The sequence below is a fragment of the Frondihabitans sp. PhB161 genome, from assembly GCF_003814635.1.
Lineage (GTDB): Bacteria > Actinomycetota > Actinomycetes > Actinomycetales > Microbacteriaceae > Frondihabitans.
In genome coordinates, this window is the sequence record NZ_RKQW01000001.1 from 1,696,706 (window position 1) to 1,712,410 (window position 15,705).

A 15,705-nucleotide genomic window follows, 5' to 3' on the forward strand; every position below is an offset into this window, starting at 1 on the left:
ATGGGCGTCTGGAGCAACCTCACCGGCCAAAACGAGGCCATCCGCACGCTGCAGGCCGCAGCCAGCCACGATCCGGGCAACCGGGCCATGGCGCACTCCTGGCTGATCACGGGCCCCCCAGGATCCGGCCGCTCCAACCTCGCCTACGCGTTCGCGGCGGCGCTTCTCTCCCGAGGCCCCGACGAAGAAGACGCGACTCTGCGGCAGGTGCAGGCTCGCTCGCACCCCGACCTGGCCGTGCTCGCCACCGAGCTCGTCATCATCACCATCGACCAGGTGCGCGAACTCGTCAAAGCGTCGTACTACTCGCCGAGCGTCGGCCGCTACCGCGTAGTCGTCGTCGAAGACGCCGACCGCATGAGCGAGCATTCGTCGAACGTGCTGCTCAAAGCCCTCGAAGAGCCACCCGTGTCGACCGTGTGGATCCTCTGCGCCCCGAGCGAGGCCGACCTGCTGCCGACCATCCGGTCACGGGTCCGGAGCCTCGGACTGCGCGTGCCGTCCATCGACGACGTGGCGGCGCTGCTTCGCGACCGAGACGGCGTCGACCCCGAGACGGCGGTCGTGGCCGCTCGGGAGGCCCAGAGCCACATCGGGATGGCGCGGCGTCTGGCCACGGATCCTGAAGCGCGTGCCCGTCGCCGCCAGACCCTCGAGACAGCCCTCTCGATCCGGTCGACCTCCGACGCCGTGATCGCCGCGGCGACCCTTCTCGCGGTTGCCGGCGAAGACGCGAAGTCGTTCACGGCCGAACACGACGAAGAAGAACGCAAAGCGGCACTCCGATCGCTCGGCGTCGCCGAGGGCGGCACAGTGCCGCCAGCACTGCGCGCACAGCTGCGGGCGATGGAAGACGACCAGAAGCGTCGCGCAAAACGGGGGCTGCACGACGGGCTCGACCGGATCCTCGTCGATTTGCTCTCGCTCTACCGCGACGTGCTGCTTCTGCAACTCGGAGCCGCGGGGGAGCCGATCAACGACAGCATCCGCCCGGCCCTCGAAAGCGCCGCCGGAGCCTCGACCCCGGCGACCACCCTCAAGGTGCTCGATGCGATCAGTACGGCCCGCACCCGGGTCGACCGCAACGTGTCGCCGGCCCTCGTGCTCGAGGCCATGCTGATCGCTGTCAGCCGCCACGCTGTCCGGTAAGCAAAGATAGGCACATGCCCGAAGCACAACCCGGACTCCGCGAACGCAAACGACTCGCGACACGTCGAGCCATCCAGGTCGCAGTGCTGCGACTCGTCCGCGACAACGGCTACGACGCCGTCACCGTCGACATGATCGGTCGGGAGGCCGACGTGTCGCCGCGCACCTTCTTCAACTACTTCCCCTCGAAAGAAGAAGCGGTCGTCGGCGACCCGCCGCACATCCCCGACGGCCCCGAGATCGACCACTTCGTCGCCGGGGGAGGGCGCGACCGCCTGCTGGCCGACCTCGTCGACCTCGTCGAGCGCGCCATGGAGGTGCTCGTCACCGACCGCGAGCTCGTGCACTGGCGCCGAGCCGTGCTCCGCGACCACCCCGAGCTCTTCGCACGGCGCAGTGCCGGGTTGCACGAATTCGAAGCGCAGCTGCTCGACCTCCTCGAACGCCGCTTTGCCGTCGACGACCCGAGCCTCGCCGCCGACCCTGCGGCGCTCCGGGCAGAAGCGGGCCTCGCCTCCCTCGTCGTCATGGCGACCCTCCGCCACGCCTGGACCGCCTGGATCGACCCCGCAGTCACCCCGGCGCGCGACGACAACCCCGAAAAGAGCCTCCGCGCGCAACTCGACGCGAGCTTCCAGGCCCTCGGCACCCTGTGGTCACGGCAGAGCCCCGCGATCGGGTAATGTATCTGACTGTGCGTTCGGGCTAACCCCCGAAACCACGCCGCCTTAGCTCAGTCGGTAGAGCGTCTCACTCGTAATGAGAAGGTCGTCGGTTCGATTCCGACAGGCGGCTCACCTCCCTGTGCCGTGTTCGCAGCCCCTTCGGGGCGCTTCCCGATGTCGGTGTTTCGTGCTTGTCTGGCGGCTCTCGCCGCTGCGGCATCGCTTCGCTCGCCGCGGAGACGCGGGAGGCGGGGATGCGCTGGGCCCCGCCAGAGACGCGGGCCCTCAGCATGCGAAAACCGGGCTTGGCGGCTCGAAGGCGGCCCATTTGCCCGAATTCGTAGGGTGAAGGCCCGGGCGCCGCAGCCGGATTGCGAGCAAGGATCCGGCACAAACCCTCGCAGTCGGCCACGGCGACGGGCCTAGGACCGCCGCGGACGCCGAACCCGAGGGTCTAGCGCGCCCGGTCGCCTAGAGGCGAGTGGCCGCCGCGAAGATGGCCCACGCGATGGCGCTGACCGCCAGCCAGAGAATGAAGAAGAGTGCCCCGATACCCAGCGACACGAGGCCAATCGAGCTGAGAAGGAGCTGGGCCGCGACGTTGTCGGTGCTCGCAAGCCCGGCGATGACCAGCAGCGCGCCACCTCCGACCAAGCCGAGAAGGGCGAAGACCATGAGCACGGTCGAGTACGGGTTGCGCCGGTGTTCCATGCCTAGAGCCTAAATCGATTGACGCTCAAATTAGCTTTCACCGCGCGGGCCTGCGGCGAGCCGGGCGCGTGCCTCTCGGCACGCGACGTACCCCGCAATAGCGCCGTTGGTCCCCCAAAACACCGACTGTTCACCATCGGGACGGGCCGTCGTCATCAGTTGATCCCCATCGGATCCTTATCGAACTGCCAGGTTTAGGCGTCCCCGGGAGGACGCCCCGGCAGCGGAGCGAATGAGCCCGGGACGACCCACCGCCGTCCCGGCCTCGCCGGCGGCACCGCACCTCGAAGGACACCGTGTCAACCGATTCCCCCCGCCTCCTGAGCGTCGTGCGCGACCCCGCTGACCTCCGGTTCCGGCTCGCCGCCCATGCCGGCGGTGTCACCGTGCTCGCGATCATGTCGCTCGTCGGCCTGTTCCTCGCCTTCCGCGCCGCGCAGGCGATCGGCGTCGCGAAGTTCAGCTTCTTCACCGAGCAGGCCTGGGAGCCCGACGCCGGCAAGTTCGGCATCGCCGCCGTGCTGGTCGGCACGATCCTCATCGCGCTGGTCGCGATCTTCTTCGCCGTGCCGCTCGCTCTCGGCACGGCGCTCTACATCACCGAGTACGCGCCCATCCGCGTCCGGGGCTTCTTGATCGGCCTTGTCGACCTGATGGCCGCGATCCCGAGCGTCGTCTACGGCCTCTGGGGCTTCTTCTTCTTGCAGGGTCAGATCACGCCCGTGTCGAAGTGGATCTCGCAGTACTTCGGCTGGATCCCCCTCTTCCGGGTCGACGGAACAGACCTCAAGGATCCGCTGGCGAGCCCCACCGTCTACACGTCGTCGACGTTCATCGCGGGCATCGTCGTCGCTCTGATGATCACGCCGATCATCACCTCGATCATGCGCGAGGTCTTCTTGCAGGCGCCGCTGGGGGAGCGGGAGGGGGCGCTCGCTCTCGGCTCGACGAAGTGGGGAATGATCCGCTCGGTCGTGCTGCCGTTCGGCCGGGGCGGCATCATCGGCGGCACCATGCTGGGGCTCGGCCGCGCGCTCGGCGAGACCATCGCCGTCTACATGATCATCTCGCCGATCTTCGTGATCCAGCCGCACATTCTGCAGGCCGGCGCGAGCTCGGTGTCGTCGTTGATCGCGCTGCGCTATGGCGAGGCGACCCCGTTCGGCACCTCGGCCCTCATGGCTGCCGGGCTCACGCTCTTCTTGATGACGCTGTGCATCAACTTCGCCGCGTCGGCGGTCGTCGCCCGATCGCGATCGGGGGCGAGCAGCTGATGACCGACCTCCTCGAAGCACCGACCCAGCCGGAGACCGAGCTGCCCTCTCGGGAGTCGCGCCGTGACGAGCGCGCCCGGCCGGAGGTGCGCCGTACCATCGGCGTCCGCATCAGCGACGTGCTCGCAATGGCGGGTGCGGCCGTCGCCTCGCTCAGCGTCACGATCGTGCTGTTCTCCTGGATCGCCCCGCTCACCGGCGGCATCGCCTTCGTCGTGGTCGGCTACGTGCTGTTCCTCGGCTTCTACGCGTTGCTCGTCGCGATCGATGAGAGTGCCGCCGTGGTTCGCGACCGGTTGATCGCGGCCGTCGTGCACAGCCTCGCGTTCCTCGTCATAGCGACTCTCGTCTTCGTCGTCGTATTCAGCTTCGTGCGGGGTGCGAAGGCGATTCCCCATCTCAACTTCTTCACCCAGGACATGGCGCTGACGGGGCCGCTCGATCCGCTGACACAGGGTGGTGTGCTGCACGCCGTCGCCGGATCCTTGATTCAGATCACCATCGCGCTGATCATCACGATCCCGCTCGGTGTGACGACGGCGCTCTTCCTCGGCGAGATTCCCGGGCCGTTCTCGCGGTTCGTGCGCACCATCGTCGAGGCTATGACGGCGCTGCCGTCGATCGTGGCCGGCCTGTTCATCTACGCGAGCGTGATCCTCTTCCTGGGCGTCGACAAGTCGGGCTTCGCCGCCTCGCTCGCCATCAGCGTCATGATGCTGCCGATCATGATCCGCTCGGCCGACGTCGTGCTGCGTCTCGTGCCCGCGACGCTCAAAGAGGCGTCGCTGGGGCTCGGCGCGGGGCAGTGGCAGACCGTCTGGCGGGTGGTGATTCCGACCTCGCGCTCGGGGCTGATCACGGCGATCATCCTCGCGACGGCGCGCGGAATCGGCGAGACCTCGCCCGTCCTGCTCACCTCGGGCTTCACTGCGGGCCTCAATCTCGACCCGCTCCACGGTCCGATGCTCTCTCTGCCGCTGGCGATCTTCGAGTTCGTCAAGTCGCCCGAGCCGACCATGATCGCCCGTGGCTTCGGCACGGCCATCGTGCTGATGCTTCTCGTGCTGGTGCTCTTCGTCATCGCCCGTCTGATCGGCGGCGAGACGGTTGCGCGTCGCGAGAGCCGCCGCGACTTCCTGCTCAGGATCCGGGCCGCAACCGCACGGCTCCCCGTCTCAGCCCGTATCCGCCCCCGCAGCACCCGCCCCTCGAAGGACACCACCCGTGATCTCTCCTAAGCGCTCCGTCGCCGCCCTCCTGATCGGCGTCGTCGCCGCGGCCGCGCTGCTCGCGATGACCCCGTCGGCCGCCCAGGCCGATACCTACAAGGCCATCTCGGGCGCCGGCTCGTCATGGAGCTCGAACGCGATCGCGCAGTGGGCGGTGAACGTGCAGCAGTACGGCCTGAAGGTGAACTACGCCAGCACGGGCTCGTCGGACGGCCGCAACCAGTTCAAGAACGGCACCGTCGACTACGCCGTGTCGGAGATCCCCTACGGCATCAAAGACGGTGGCGTCGTCGACTCGGCACCGACGGTCGGCTACGCCTACATGCCGATCGTCGCGGGCGGCACGGCGTTCATGTACAACCTCACGTCGGGCGGCAAGCAGGTGACGAACCTGCGGCTGTCGGGTGACGTCGTCACCAAGATCTTCACCGGCAAGATCACGAGCTGGAACGACAAGGCCATCAAGAAAGACAACCCGGGCCTCGACCTGCCGAAGCGGAACATCGTGCCGGTGGTGCGCTCCGACGGCTCCGGCTCGACGGCGCAGTTCTCCACCTGGATGAGCCAGGAGCACCCCTCCGATTGGAACAGCTACTGTGCCGCGGCCGGGCGGCCCACCCCGTGCGGTGTGACGTCTAACTACCCGACGATCCCCGGCAAGGGCTTCATCGCTCAGCCGAACTCACAGGGTGTCTCGGGCTACGTCGCCCAGAAGGCGAACGTCGGCACGATCACCTACGTCGAGTACTCGTACGCCCTCAAGACCGGCTTCCCGGTCGCCAAGATCTTGAACAAGTCGGGCTACTACGTCGAGCCGACCGCCTCCAACGTCGCCGTCGGGCTGCTCGGAGCGAAGATCAACCAGGACAAGGGTTCGGCGCAGTACCTCACGCAGATCCTGACCGGTGTCTACAACAACCCGGACCACCGGGCCTATCCGCTGTCGTCGTACTCGTACATGATCATTCCCACCGAGATCTCGTCGTCGCGCAGCTTCACGAAAGACAAGGGCAAGAGCCTCAGCACCTTCGCGAACTACTTCCTCTGCGAGGGGCAGCAGCAGGCCGAGGTGCTCGGCTACTCGCCGCTGCCGATCAACCTCGTGAAGACGGGTCTCAGCCAGGTCAAGCGGATTCCCGGCACGGTCTCGAAGGCGATCGACGTCAAGAACTGCAACAACCCGACCTTCTCCAAAGACGGCACGAACACCCTGGCCAACAACGCCCCGCAGCCCTCGGCCTGCGACAAGATCGGCGTCACGCAGTGCACGGTCGGCACGGGCGGGGCTAAGGCGGTCTCGACGCCGACCAGCGCAAACGCCTCCAGCGGCGGATCGGGTACGACCAAGTCGACGGCAGGGAAGGCAGGATCCGGCTCGTCGTCGGCGGGATCCTCGTCGTCTGGCTCGTCATCGGGCTCCGGGTCGTCGGGCGCAGGATCCGACGGCACGGCCTCGGGATCGGGGTCCGCCAGCGCCTCCTCCGCCGGAGCGGCTGGCCAGGGCACCCTCGTCTCGTGCGACGCCGACTCGGGAGTCTGCTCGAACGTGGTCGCCCTCCCAGTCGAGAGTGACGCCGGAACGGGCTTCGGGTCGAAACAGTGGTTGATGATCGGCTCGGTGGCGGCGCTCCTGGCACTCGTGTTCGTGCCCGCGGCCATCGGCATCGCCGTGGCGAAGAAGCGAGGCCGTCGATGAGAAACCGCACCCTCGTCCGCGTCGGCAACGGCGTCATGGCCTTCGGCGTCGTCGTCGTGACGGCCTCCGCTGCCCTCTTCGTCTCGTCGATCCCCGCCGCCGCGACCGCCGTGCCGGTGGGCTCCGACTCGGCGAAGACGGTCAGCTGGGTCGAGGCCCAGACCGCGCTCGGGCAGACCGACAACACCACCGAGGCGGGCGGCAACCCCGACCTCGACTCGTTCAAAGACCTCTCGTTCACCGTCAGCCAGACGGCCAACCTCCTCGACCAGGCCGTCACGGTGACCTGGAAGGGCGGCCACGAGACCTCGCAGGGCGAGTACGCGAACGACTACGTGCAGCTGATGCAGTGCTGGGGCCACGAGGCCTCCGGACCCTCGCCCGAGCAGTGCGAGTGGGGCGCGCCCTCGACGGCGCTGAGCAGCCTGCTCGGCGTGAACACCGCCAAGCGCGACCTCGTTCGGGGCGACGACCCCGCCATGGACCCGGTGCTGAGGGGCGATGCCGCGGATCCTGATTATCTGCTCGACCCGCCGCTCGAGAACCCGAACCTCAAGGCCTACCGGGTGCCGTTCCGGAGCGTCGACGGCACGCTCGCGAAGTCGACGGGCGATCTCTCGAAGATCTACGACGCGTCGACGACGAACGAGGTGACCGCCGCCCGCACCGCTGCGAACGGCTCGGGCCAGGTGCAGTTCGAGACCCAGTCAAGCCTCGACGCGCCCCAGCTCGGCTGCGGGGCCGACCAGAAGACCGCGACCGGAACAGCGCCGCGGGCGTGCTGGCTCGTGATCGTGCCCCGCGGCACGCACAACCTCGACGGCAGCCCTCAGACCGAGACGGCGTCCGGCCGCATCTCGGGCTCGCCCCTGTCGACGACCGCATGGAAGAACCGCGTCGTCGTGAAGCTGGCATTCCAGCCGGTCTCGCAGGCCTGCCCGATCGGCAACCCGGAGCAGCGACTCGTCGGCTCGGAGCCCGTGCTCGAAGCGCTCACCTCTTGGCAGCCGGCGCTATGCCGCCTCGGCACCACCTACGGCTACTCGCAGATCGGCGACGCCGAGTCGCGCCGGCAGATCGTGAGTTCAATCACGGGGGCCTCCCGGCTGGGCGTCGTCGACGGCCCGCTCGATCCGGCCACAACGACGGGAACGACCATCCGCTACGCGCCGGTGGCGCAGAGCTCGATCGTCGTCGCGTTCGATATCGACTATCGGCTCTATCCGGACGCCCCGGCCGCCGACCGCAACGGGCTCCAGGCCACCGATCTGACTTTGAACGCTCGGCTCGTGGCCAAGCTGCTGACGCAGTCGTATCCGATCGACGTCCCGGGTCTCGGCAAGGGTGACGCCACGCTGGAGGCGAATCCGGCGAGCATCATCCAGGATCCCGAATTCGTGCAGCTGAACCCCGCGTTCACGAAGTCGACGAGCGCTAACTCGCCGGCCGGCCTCATGGTCGCGCTCGGGTCGTCGGACGCCTCCTCTGCGGTGTGGAGCTGGCTGCGCGCCGACCCCGACGCGAAGGCCTTCCTCTCGGGCTCGGCCGACCCGTGGGGCATGAAGATGAACCCCTCGTATTCGAAGCTGAACCTGGCGACCGACGCGACCCTCGACTCGTTTCCGAAGACCGACCTCACCATCGCGAAGGGCGGCGACCCGGACGAGACCGGCTACGGCACGCTCGACATGCGTCCGTACATGAACGACATGCACGAGGGGGCCTATCGCACCCTGCGCGCCGACCCCAACGAGAAGGATTCCTGGAACCCGTTCGGTCAGCCGAAGGGCTACACCTCGACCGGTCCGCAGGTGCCCGGTCACCGGTTCCTGCTCTCGATCACCGACTCGGCGTCGGCGGAGCGCTACGGGCTGTCGACAGCGAAGCTCGTGAACGCGAACGGCGAGGCTCTGGCGCCGACAAGCGACTCGGTTACGGCTGCCGTGGCTGCGATGAAGACCACGAGCGTGCCCGGTGTGGTCGCGACCGATGCCGTAGCGAAGACGCCGGGGGCCTACCCGCTGACGATGCTCAGCTATGCCGCGGTCAATGTCTGTGCCGCATCGACAGCCGAGCTGAGCGACTACGCGAAGTTCATTCGCTACGGGGTGGGCGCGGGCCAGGTGTCAGGAGACGACCGTGGGCAGCTGCCGCGGGGCTACGTGCCGCTGAGTGCGACGCTGACCGCCCAGGCGGTCGCCACGGCGAAGGCGATCTCGACTCCGGCTACCGTGACCGCGGAGTGCCCGAAGCCCGCCACGCCGCCGACCGCCGCGCCGGCCGCGCCAACCACGAGCGAGAGCTCGCAGCCGGCAGCAACCGTCGACGAGACCCCCCAGGGCACCGCCGATCTCGGCGACTCGTCCGCGGCAGTCGCCGATGAGAGCTCGACCGATACCGGGGGAACCGCTGTCGCGGTGGCTCAGGATCCGGATGCGGCCGGGCCGTCGGGGACGACTCCCGACACCCTGCTCGGGCGTGGGCGCCTCGGGCTCGTCGGGGCTCTCGGGTTCGGCGTGCCGGCCCTGATCGCCGGGCCGTTGCTCGCGCGCTGGGGCAGACGGCTCGCTCTGCTCGGCGGCTAATGAGAACTCCTCGAGAGTTGTCGGCAACTGCTCGCTGACCGTATGGCAACTGTTAACACAAAAACTCCTCACATCACCCTCCACATCTCCTAGCTTCATGATCGACCCGAACACGAGCGCTATGAGGCACTCGGGCGGGCCCACCACGAAAGGACCACCCACCATGAAGGTCACCACCTTCTGCAAGGCCGGAGTCGCCCTCGGCGCCGCCGCCCTGCTCGTCGGCGGCATCGCCGTCCCCGCCATGGCGGACCCCACTCCCGTCGGCTCGTTCGGCACCCTCGTCGGCCTCGGGTCCGACACCACGCAGGACGTCGTGAACGGCCTCGCCACCTCGATCGGCTCCGGCAAGATCGCCTCCTACGACGCCAACCAGGGCGCCGCTCAGATCATCACGCGCAAGGGCGCGACCGCCATCCCGCGCGTCTCCGGCTCCGGTGCCGGCCGCGACGAGCTGCTGGTCGCCATCGGCGCCCTCGGCTCGAAGTCGGGCATCGCCCTCTCCGACGGCACGAGCGCCACGATCACCACCCCGGACGTCGCCGGCAAGATCGACTTCGCCCGCTCCTCCGGCGGCCCCGGCGCCTCCGACCAGAACGCCTCGGGCGTCGTCACCTACGTGCCTTTCGCGCGGGACGCCGTCGACGTCGCGTACTCGAACCCCGTGCTCGCCAAAGTCCCCCTCTTCGTCGGCAGCAACGCGGATGCCGTCAACGCTCCCTCGCTGTACCGCATCTACGCGGGTGACGTGCGCTTCGCGTACATGAACGCCGACGGAAGCTACAACTCCGTGGGCAAGACGGCGGACGCTGCTCCGACCGGAACCACCGCCTACAAGCTCCAGCCCCTTCTGCCCAAGTTCGGCTCGGGCACGCGCTCATACTTCGCCGGTCAGGTCGGCATCACCGACGCGAGCGGCTACGTCGCCACGCACGACTGGATCAAAGACACGTCGGCCGGCGCGCCGATCGAAGAGCACAACGGCAAGGCCATCGCCGACGAGACCAGCGGAAACACGATCGCCATCGCGCCGTTCTCGATCAGCCAGTGGGTCGCCCAGGCCAACAAGGTCTCGGGCGTCACCGACCGCCGCAGCGGCGTCACCCTCGCTGCGCTGAGCAAGACGGCCACCGGCCAGGTCGCTCCCGTCACCGGCAGCGGCACCGACTACGCGACCAACGCCGCCTACGGCGCCATGGTCCGCGACGTCTACAACATCGTGCCGTCGAAGCTGGCCGACGACGCCACGAGCGACATCTCGAAGACCTTCATCGGCAAGTCGTCGCTCGTCTGCACGCAGACGGCCGTCATCACCAAGTACGGCTTCCTCCCGGAGCCCGGCACCAGCGCCGCCACCACCTGCGGGTACGACGGCCTCCGCGCGTTCACCGCTTCGGCCAGCTCGACCACGCTCAGCGTTCCCGCCACGGGCACGCAGGGCAGCACCGTCTCGGCCACCGCCACGGTCACCTCGAACGGTGACCAGGGCGGCACGGTCAACTTCGTGATCGCCGGCAAGGTCGCCAAGACCGCCGCGATCAAGGCCGGTGCCACCAGCGTCACCGCAGCGGTTCCGCTCACGGCCGCGGGCAAGCAGGACGTCACCGCCGTGTTCGTGCCCGCTCTCGCCGGTATCGGCGCCTCCACGAGCGCGCCGGCCTCCGTCGACGCCGCTGCCGGGGCCACCGCCTCCTCCGTGACGTTCTCGGCTCCCGCCGAGACCGCCGGCAAGTCGACGACGGTCACCGCGACTGTCAAGGGCGTGGACGCCCAGGGCGGAACCGTCAAGCTGCTGAGCTCCGGCAAGACCGTCCTCGCGACCGCGAAGGTTGCCGCCGGATCGACCAAGGCGTCGCTGAAGTTCGTGCCGCTCAAGGCGAGCTACTCGCTGTCCGCCTCCTACACCCCGGCCACGACCGCGGTGAAGGCGTCGACCAGCGCGGCGAAGACCGTGAAGGTCGCCAAGGGTGCAGCAACGATCACGACCAACAAGGTCGCGACCACGCACTCGACCAAGGGCGCCGCGCTCACCGTCAAGGTGGCCGTCTCGAAGTCGACGGCGACCGGCACCATCACGGTCAAGGAGGGCACCAAGACCCTCGTGGCGAAGAAGGCGCTGAAGAGCGGCAAGCTCTCGGTCACGTTGCCGAAGCTCAAGGTCGGCACCCACAAGCTGACCGTGAAGTACAGCGGCAGCTCGATCTGGAAGACCGCCGCCAAGTCGGTCTCCGTGAAGATCGTCAAGTAGCACCCCTGCGGGCCGGTCGCCTCGTGCGACCGGCCCGCTTCCCCGTTCCTCCTCCCGACTGGCACACCACATGACCACCAGCGTCCGCCCCTCGAGCGGCCCGAGCGCCCTCCTGCGGCGTCTCCGTCGGCCGACCCGCCCCGTCTCCCGGGCAGCCCGCTCGGCCGCCTCGTCCGCGGGCTGGTCGGATCTCGACACCACGAGCCCCGCCGCCCAGTCGTTCCCCGCGCTGTCGACACCCGACCGCCTCCGCTTCTCGGGCTCGGCCGTCATCGTCGTCGGCCTGCTCGCGGTCGGCTTCGTCGCCCAGTTCGCCGGCGTCTCGCAGATCAGCGCCGTCCGCGACCAGCAGCTGTCGGTCTCGGATTTTCGTTACCAGCTCGCGAACGCCACCGCCCCGGTCGGCCAGACCGGCACCGACGGGCACCTGCTCGCCCTCGGCACCCCGGTGGCGATCCTCGAGATCCCGTCGATCGGTCTGAACCAGGTCGTGCTCGAGGGCACCTCCTCGTCGGTTACCGAGGGCGGGCCGGGTCACCGCCGCGACACACCGCTGCCAGGCCAGCAGGGCGCCAGCGTGCTCTACGGCCGCCAGGCCTCGAACGGTGCGCCCTTCGCCCACCTCGCCTCGCTCAAGGCCGGCGACGTCATCGTCGCGACGACCGGACAAGGATCCGCGAAGTACTCCGTGATCGGTGTTCGCCACGAGGGGGATCCCGTGCCGAAGGCGATGGCGTCGGGCGGCGGCCGACTGACCCTGGTCAGCGCCGAGGGGATGCCGTTCTTCCCCGATGGGATCGTCCGCGTCGATGCGACTCTCACGTCAGCCGCTCAGCCAACACCCCAGACCGTGCTCGACTACGCCGCGCTCGGCCAGGAGGAACTCCCGATGGTCGGCGACGGCGAAGCCTGGCCGTTCCTGCTGCTCGGGCTGATCCTCCTCTTCGGCCTGATCACGCTCTTCGCACTGAGCACACGCTTCTGGGGACGACGGCAGACCTGGGTCGTCGCCGTTCCGGTGCTCCTCGCCGTCGGGCTCGTCGCCGCCCGACAGACCATGATCCTGCTTCCCAACCTGATGTGATTCGAGAACTCCCATGACTACTGCACCCGTTCCCGCACCGGTGTCCGGCACGGCCCCGCTCGACGCGCCCTCCGGTCCGTCCGCCGGTATGCCGACCGGCCTCTCCACCACCGCCGAGTTCGGCGCCTGGTTCGACGAACCCGCCGTCGACACGGCCGCCCTGCCCACCCTCGCCACCCTCGACGCTCGCGCGATCTCCGCCTGGTTCGGCGACCGCAAGGTGCTCGACCGGGTGTCGCTGACCATGCAGCCGGGGGAGGTGACGGCGCTGATCGGACCCTCGGGGTGCGGTAAGAGCACGTTCCTCCGGATCCTCAATCGCATGCACGAACTGGTGCCGAGCGCCTCACTCGCCGGCGAGGTGCTGCTCGACGGCGTCGACGTGTACGACGCGAGCCGCCGCATCACCGACGCCCGTCGTCAGATCGGAATGGTCTTTCAGAAGCCCAACCCGTTCCCGGCGATGAGCATCCAAGACAACGTGCTCTCCGGTCTGGCGCTGACCGGCGTCAAGCTCGACAAGTCGGCGAAGGCGGATCTCGTCGAGGAGACCCTCCTCAAGGCCGGCCTCTGGACCGAGGTAAAGGACCGCCTGCGCCAGCCGGGCGGCGGCCTCTCGGGCGGCCAGCAGCAGCGGCTCTGCATCGCGCGCTCGCTCGCCGTGCGCCCGCGAGTGCTGCTGATGGACGAGCCGTGCTCCGCACTCGACCCGACGTCGACGCGCCGCATCGAGCAGACGATCACCGAGCTCGCGACCGACGTGACCATCGTCATCGTGACCCACAACATGCAGCAGGCCCAGCGTGTCTCGAAGCGCTGCGCCTTCTTCCTCGCCGAGGCGGGCACCCCCGGTGCCATCGTCGAACACGGGCTCACCGAGGCCATGTTCGACCGCCCCCAGGATCCCCGGACTTCCGACTACGTCAACGGCCGCTTCGGCTGACGGGTCGTCCGGGCGAGGGAGCACCGGTGCTGGTGCGCCCTCCGGGTCCCGTCTCGCGCGAGCAGTTTCGGGACGGCGAGACGGGACCCCACCAACCGCGCCGAGCGCGGCAGCTCGGCGCGGCTGTTCGGCGTGGGGCTCGGTGAATTGAGGGCGGGATCGTGACAGTCTTGACGGCGTGAACAGCTCGCGCGTCATCGTCGTCGGATCAGCGAATCAGGACTACCTCGTCCGCACCCCGAGGTCACCCCGTCCCGGTGAGACGACCATCGCGACGAGCCTCGCCAAGCAGCCCGGCGGCAAGGGCGCGAACCAAGCCGTCGCCGCCGCGCGGTTGGGGGCAGACGTCCACTTCGTCGGCGCAGTCGGTCGGGATGACGACGGCGCGCGGATCCTCCGCTCCCTTCAGACCGACGGCGTCTCGATCGACGACGTCTCGATCATCGACAGCCAGCCGACCGGCCTGGCCGTGATCATGGTCGACGACGCCGGCGAGAACTCGATCACGGTCGTCTCGGGGGCCAACAGCACCGTGACGGCCGACCGCGCCTCGCGGGCCGTGCGGCGCCTGGCACAGCCCGGGGCGATCCTCTCGCTCCAGGGAGAGCTCTCCGTCGCGGTGCTCGAGGCCAGCGTGCGGGCCGCCGCCGACACGGGGCTCCGCGTTCTGATCAACCTCGCGCCCTTCACATCGATCGCGAGCGACGTGGTCGCGCTCGCCGACCCTCTCGTGCTCAACGAGGGCGAGGCCGCCGAGATGACGGGGCTTCCCGTCGCCGACCGGGCGGGGGCCGACGCGGCTCTCGAGGCCCTTCGGTCGCGGGCACGATCGGTCGTCATCACGCTCGGGCCCGAGGGAGCGATCTGGGCGACATCCGACGCGACCGGGCACGCACCCGCGGAGGCGACCGGCGAGGTCGTCGACACGACCGGGGCAGGCGACGCCTTCACCGGCGCGATGGCCTCGGCGATCGCCCGTGGCAGCTCGCTCGCCGACGCGGTGAGCCTCGGCACCCGTGCTGGCAGCTTCGCAATCCACGGCCTTGGGGCGCAATCCTCGTACGCGAGGGCCGCGGACCTCGGCATCTGACAGGATCGACCCATGTCACGTATTCGCTGGGGAATCCTCGGTCCGGGCGGTATCGCGTCCACCTTCGTCGCCGACCTCGTCGGTGCTCGCGAACAGGGCGTCGACCTCGACGTGACCGCGGTCGGCTCGCGCACGCTGGCCACCGCACAGAAGTTCGCCGACGAGTTCGGCATCGCCCACGCGCACGGCAGCTACGAAGCTCTGGTGGCTGACGACACCGTCGATGCGATCTACATCGCCACCCCGCACGCCTTCCATCGAGACCAGGCCCTGCTCGCCATCGCCGCCGGCAAGCACGTGCTGATCGAGAAGCCGATCACGTTGAACGCCGACGAGGCACGCGAGGTCTACGCCGCGGCAGAGCAGGCCGGCGTGATCGCGCTGGAGGCGATGTGGACGCGATTCCTGCCGCAGAATCGGGAGCTCCGTCGGATCCTGCGCTCGGGAGCCATCGGCGACCTCCGTCTCTTCACCGGCACGCACGCGCAGAAGCTGCCGAGCGACCCCGACCACCGTCTCAACGACCCGGCGCTCGGTGGCGGGGCTCTGCTCGACCTCGGGGTCTACCCCGTCGCGTTCGCGCTCGACGTGCTGGGAGCGCCGACCTCGGTCAGCGCCAGCGGAGTGCTGAGCGACCGCGGCGTCGACCGATCGTCAGGCGTCGTGCTGTCGCACGACGGAGGAGCGACGTCGCTGATCTACAGCGCCCTCGACGTCGCGCTCGTCAACAGCGCCCGGATCGACGGCACCGACGGCCGTATCGAGATCGACGACACGTTCTTCGCCCCGTCGGGGTTCAGCGTCTACGCCGCCGACGGGTCGCTGGTGACGCGGTACGACGCCGACGACGACGGGCTGCGCGGAATGCAGTTCCAGGCGTTCGAGCTCGCGCGCCTCGTCGACGAAGGCTGGGGCGACGACGCCGCCCTCACGCCGGCCGCGTCGATCGCCGTCATGGAGACGATGGACGAGGTGCGGCGCCAGCTCGGCGTCGTGTATCCCGGCGGCCGGTAGGGGCCAGCCTCGCTCGG

12 protein-coding genes and 1 tRNA gene are annotated in these 15,705 nt (G+C 69.0%); 12 read left to right on the forward strand and 1 reads right to left on the reverse strand.

Annotation, left to right across the window (positions count from 1 at the left end; all coding sequences use genetic code 11):
- The 3 genes from EDF39_RS08130 (at position 1) to EDF39_RS08140 (ending at position 1,944) form a co-directional block, all read left to right on the forward strand.
- Complete coding sequence (locus EDF39_RS08130; protein WP_123941981.1) at positions 1-1,149, forward strand: DNA polymerase III subunit delta'; 1,149 nt, start codon at positions 1-3, stop codon at positions 1,147-1,149.
- 14 nt (positions 1,150-1,163) lie between these two features.
- Positions 1,164-1,832, forward strand: coding sequence for a TetR/AcrR family transcriptional regulator (locus EDF39_RS08135; RefSeq protein ID WP_084815958.1), 669 nt, complete (start codon positions 1,164-1,166; stop codon positions 1,830-1,832).
- A 39-nt stretch (positions 1,833-1,871) separates the two neighbouring features.
- Positions 1,872-1,944 (forward strand) — tRNA-Thr (locus EDF39_RS08140).
- A gap of 341 nt (positions 1,945-2,285) precedes the next feature.
- Here EDF39_RS08140 and EDF39_RS08145 read toward each other — a convergent pair.
- Complete coding sequence (locus EDF39_RS08145) at positions 2,286-2,525, reverse strand: hypothetical protein (RefSeq protein WP_055959536.1); 240 nt, start codon at positions 2,523-2,525, stop codon at positions 2,286-2,288.
- A gap of 296 nt (positions 2,526-2,821) precedes the next feature.
- Between EDF39_RS08145 and pstC the strand changes: the two genes are divergently transcribed.
- From pstC to EDF39_RS08190, 9 genes are all read left to right on the forward strand, one after another.
- Positions 2,822-3,799 carry a phosphate ABC transporter permease subunit PstC gene (gene pstC / locus EDF39_RS08150; protein ID WP_055959534.1) on the forward strand — a complete coding sequence of 326 codons (978 nt, stop codon included), beginning with the start codon at positions 2,822-2,824 and terminating at the stop codon, positions 3,797-3,799.
- Complete coding sequence (pstA, locus tag EDF39_RS08155; RefSeq protein WP_233573014.1) at positions 3,739-5,037, forward strand: phosphate ABC transporter permease PstA; 1,299 nt, start codon at positions 3,739-3,741, stop codon at positions 5,035-5,037. The genes pstC and pstA overlap by 61 nt, the downstream gene beginning before the upstream one ends.
- On the forward strand, positions 5,024-6,724 hold the full coding sequence (pstS, locus tag EDF39_RS08160) for a phosphate ABC transporter substrate-binding protein PstS (RefSeq protein WP_233573015.1): 1,701 nt from the start codon (positions 5,024-5,026) through the stop codon (positions 6,722-6,724). The genes pstA and pstS overlap by 14 nt, the downstream gene beginning before the upstream one ends.
- Complete coding sequence (locus EDF39_RS08165) at positions 6,721-9,309, forward strand: hypothetical protein (RefSeq protein ID WP_158613191.1); 2,589 nt, start codon at positions 6,721-6,723, stop codon at positions 9,307-9,309. The genes pstS and EDF39_RS08165 overlap by 4 nt, the downstream gene beginning before the upstream one ends.
- 163 nt (positions 9,310-9,472) lie before the next feature.
- Positions 9,473-11,557: an Ig-like domain repeat protein gene (locus tag EDF39_RS08170; RefSeq protein WP_123941985.1), complete on the forward strand. Its 2,085-nt coding sequence runs from the start codon at positions 9,473-9,475 to the stop codon at positions 11,555-11,557.
- Positions 11,558-11,627: 70 nt separating this feature from the next.
- Positions 11,628-12,641 carry a sortase gene (locus EDF39_RS08175; protein WP_123941987.1) on the forward strand — a complete coding sequence of 338 codons (1,014 nt, stop codon included), beginning with the start codon at positions 11,628-11,630 and terminating at the stop codon, positions 12,639-12,641.
- A gap of 13 nt (positions 12,642-12,654) precedes the next feature.
- Positions 12,655-13,584 (forward strand): phosphate ABC transporter ATP-binding protein, encoded by a 930-nt coding sequence (locus EDF39_RS08180; RefSeq protein WP_084815957.1) that lies wholly within the window; start codon positions 12,655-12,657, stop codon positions 13,582-13,584.
- A gap of 178 nt (positions 13,585-13,762) precedes the next feature.
- Entirely contained in the window at positions 13,763-14,674 is a 912-nt protein-coding gene (locus EDF39_RS08185; RefSeq protein ID WP_123941989.1) for a ribokinase, read from the forward strand.
- 12 nt (positions 14,675-14,686) lie between these two features.
- The gene (locus tag EDF39_RS08190) at positions 14,687-15,688 is read left to right on the forward strand and encodes a Gfo/Idh/MocA family protein (protein WP_123941991.1); all 1,002 of its coding nucleotides are present in this window, start codon (positions 14,687-14,689) and stop codon (positions 15,686-15,688) included.
- Positions 15,689-15,705 lie beyond the last annotated feature (17 nt).